The sequence below is a fragment of the Candidatus Aquarickettsia rohweri genome (assembly GCF_003953955.1).
Taxonomy (GTDB): Bacteria; Pseudomonadota; Alphaproteobacteria; order Rickettsiales; family Midichloriaceae; genus Aquirickettsia; species Aquirickettsia rohweri.
This window is the reverse complement of the sequence record NZ_RXFM01000117.1, coordinates 1-3,389: the sequence shown is the minus strand read 5'-3', so window position 1 is coordinate 3,389 and position 3,389 is coordinate 1. Positions and strand designations below refer to the sequence as shown.

4 protein-coding genes are annotated in these 3,389 nt (G+C 31.9%); 1 reads left to right on the top strand and 3 read right to left on the bottom strand.

Features of this window, described 5'->3' with window-relative positions; translation table 11 throughout:
* A partial coding sequence (tnpA, locus tag EIC27_RS08470) for an IS66 family insertion sequence element accessory protein TnpA (RefSeq protein ID WP_410519450.1) occupies nucleotides 1-154 on the bottom strand: 154 nt, incomplete at its 3' end.
* 238 nt (nucleotides 155-392) lie between these two features.
* Between tnpA and EIC27_RS06495 the strand changes: the two genes are divergently transcribed.
* On the top strand, nucleotides 393-1,616 hold the full coding sequence (locus EIC27_RS06495; protein ID WP_126045246.1) for a phage portal protein: 1,224 nt from the start codon (nucleotides 393-395) through the stop codon (nucleotides 1,614-1,616).
* A gap of 366 nt (nucleotides 1,617-1,982) precedes the next feature.
* On the opposite strand, the gene EIC27_RS06490 is transcribed toward EIC27_RS06495, so the two are convergent.
* Together EIC27_RS06490 and EIC27_RS06485 are read right to left on the bottom strand one after the other, a co-directional pair.
* Nucleotides 1,983-2,726, bottom strand: coding sequence for an outer membrane protein (locus EIC27_RS06490; protein ID WP_126045245.1), 744 nt, complete (start codon nucleotides 2,724-2,726; stop codon nucleotides 1,983-1,985).
* A 400-nt stretch (nucleotides 2,727-3,126) separates the two neighbouring features.
* The coding region (locus EIC27_RS06485; protein ID WP_126045244.1) for an EVE domain-containing protein at nucleotides 3,127-3,389 on the bottom strand (263 nt) is incomplete at its 5' end.

Genomic DNA, 3,389 nt, shown 5'->3' with positions numbered 1-3,389 from the left:
CTACAAGAATTCTGTGCCATTTATAAAATGTACTTCTCGGCACATTCTTTTGCTTACAAAATTCATATTTACTTACATTACTTTTTTTATATTCTTCTACTAGCTCTTTCCATTTTTCATTACTTATTCTTTTTTTCTTTTTTTCTAATAGCATCATTAGCCTCTATTTTTTTAGGCTTTTGTTCTACCACTTATTTTTATTCTTGCCTAGATGCCCTTATTTTAGCGCTTACATTTCTGTAATGATTTTTGGGGCGATATCTTTTAAATATACAAAGTCCTTATGCATTTTAAATTTTAAAATATTAATTTTAATAAAATGTTACTTCCTGAATTTTTAAATGCAAGTAGTATGAAAAATATAAGGTCAAATAGTTGTAATCATATTAGGAATGAAATTTTTCAAAAGAATTAAATCAGTTTTTAATAATCATAAATTTAACAAAAAGAATCTAGCAGTTAATTTTAATAATAATTTTTCAAATTTTAATTCATATTTTTATAATATAGCAAAACCAGTTTGGATGGAAAGAAATTATGAACAATTTGCTGTTGAAGGTTATTCAAAAAATGTTATTGCCTACAGAGCAATTAATATGATTGCAAGTTCTTCAGCATCGATTAGTTTGAAGGTTTTTGATTATAATGGAAGTCCATTAGAAGGACATCCAATTATAGATCTTTTATATAAACCAAAACCTCATCAAAATAAAAGTGAGTTACTTGAAAATATTTATTTATCTAGATTAATAAGTGGAAATACTTATTTATTTTCAGCATCTGATTTAAATAAGTTACCTAAAGAAATTTATAGTTTAAGGCCAGATAGGGTAAATGTTATTGCAGGTGATAATTGCTTACCTTTAGGATATCAATATAAGATTGGGAAAAATGAGCAAGTTTTTGCTGTAGATCAAATTAGTGGTTTATCAAGAATTCTTCATATTAAAAATAGTAACCCACTTTGTGATTGGTATGGTCTTTCTGCAATTGAGGCTGCAGCATATAGTATTGATCAGCATAATAATTCTGCTTCCTGGAATCAAGCTTTACTTCAAAATGGTGCAAGGCCAAGTGGAGCTATTATTGTAAAAGGTGCAGATGGCAGGACTTCTGAATTAACTGATGAGCAATTTAGCCGGCTTAAGGAAATGATAGAAGAGGATTTTACTGGTGCAGTTAATGCTGGTAAGCCTATGATATTAGAAGGTGGATTAGATTGGAAGGAGATTAGTTTATCACCAAAAGATATGGATTTTATTGAAGGTAAACATAGTGCTGCTAGAGATATTGCTCTTGCTTTTGGTGTTCCACCACAACTTCTTGGTATTCCTGGAGATAATACATATAGCAATTTAGTTGAAGCCAGAACTACTCTTTGGGAACAGACTATTTTACCGCTTGCACAAAATACGATTGATCATATTGGAAGATGGCTTGCTAAGTTATATAAACAAGAAGTTATTCTAAAATTAGATAAAGATAATATTCCTGCACTTGCAAATAAGAGAGAAGCCATTTGGGATAGGCTAGAAAAAGTTAATTTTCTGACAATTAATGAAAAAAGAAAGCAAGTTGGCTTATCTCCTATAAAAGGTGGTGATAGTATTGGTTAATATATCTTGATTGTTTTCTGGATTGCCACGGATGCTATCGCATCCTCGCAATGACAGGGTAGGTAGCATGTTCATTTGCAATGACAAAGTACCTTGCAGTCATCACGAGCCACGAAAGTGGTGTGGTGATCCAGGAATGTTTTTACTTTATGTTTGTTTGAAGTATTTCTGATTGCCACGAGCATTAGGATGCTCTCGCAATGATAAGATAAGGAAGGTAGATTGCCACACAAATCAAAGATTTGTTCGCAATGACAGGGTAGGCAAAAGATGTTCATTTGTAATGACAAAGTAGGTGAATAGGCATAAAAAAAGCCTTGAAGAATTAACCTCAAGGCTATTATTTTAATTTAGCAATTAACTAAATTAGAATGCAAATCTAACACCTGCAGAAATAGTGTGTATTGATTTACATGTATTTGCCATTTTATCACCAGCTTTTTGTACAACTGTACCAGCAGAGTTTTTAAGTTCAGCAGTTTTATAACTTCCAGTCATTCCAGAAAGTTTATAACCAACATCTAAATGAATATCTTTAGACATTTCGTAACCAACACCAAGACCAACTTGATAAGCAAAACTTGTTAAGTTTTTAGATTTTTGTGTTGCATAACTTTGTGTAACATCTTTACCACCAGAAGTATAGCTTACAGATGGGGAAATTGCAATTGAACTCCTGCTAACACCAACACCAGCCATTACATATGGTGTGAACTCTGAAGAGTTGTGGAAATCATAATAAGCATTAGCCATTAAGCTCATATTCTTTGCTTTTATTTTACTTTTTAAATTAAATTCAGAACTAGAATCTGGAGTTTTTGCAGTTGTTATACCGTAGTCTGTATTTAATTTACTAAATTCAGTACCATCTATTTTTGCTTTGGGGGTTTTTGTTGGTTTAGAGAAATTTAATGTTACATCTGTTCTAACGTTATCAGAAAGAGCATAACCAAAACCGACGTCACCAGCAAAGCCTTTTAACTTAATATCACTATACTTATGAAATTGATAACCTAAATCACCTCTCATATACATTTTGCCAGCTTCCATAGCTGATGCACCTGTAGTAAATGCTGCAACTGCAACTGTTGTAAGTAGAATTTTTTTCATATTATTTATTACCTTAAATTGTTTCCTAAGAACGAATTCTTAATTAACTACTGTTAAATACTACTGTTAGATTTAATGCAAATAAAAAAGCTACATTTGGAATGAAATATTTTTAAAGTGTGGTAAAAATAATACACTATGTAGTTTTTTGGATTGCCAAGAGCATTTTTATGCTCTCGCAATGACAACACCCTCACAGTCATCACGAGCCACGAAAGTGGCGTGGTGATACAGGAATGTTTCCACTTTATGTTTTGCTGATGTATTTGTGGATTGCCATGAGCATTTTTATGCTCTCGCAATGACAAGAGAGGAATGTGGATTGCCGCACTCACTGCGTTCGCTCGCAATGACAAGATAAGGCATAATGTTCGTTCATAATGACAGGGTAGGTAGCATGTTAATTCGCAATGGCATTAATAATATTATATTCTTTTTCTGTAATTGGCATAACAGAAAGCCTTGATTGTTTAACAAGTGCAATATCCTGCAAATTTGGATTTTGTTTAATTTCAGCAAGTGAGACAGAATTTTTAAAAGAACTGATGTATTTAAAATCTACCATATCAAATTTGCCTGATGGATCGGTATGATCTGGATAATATTCTTTCACAACTTTCACAAGGCCTTTAATAGCTTTTTCTTGATTGGAATGATAAAAAA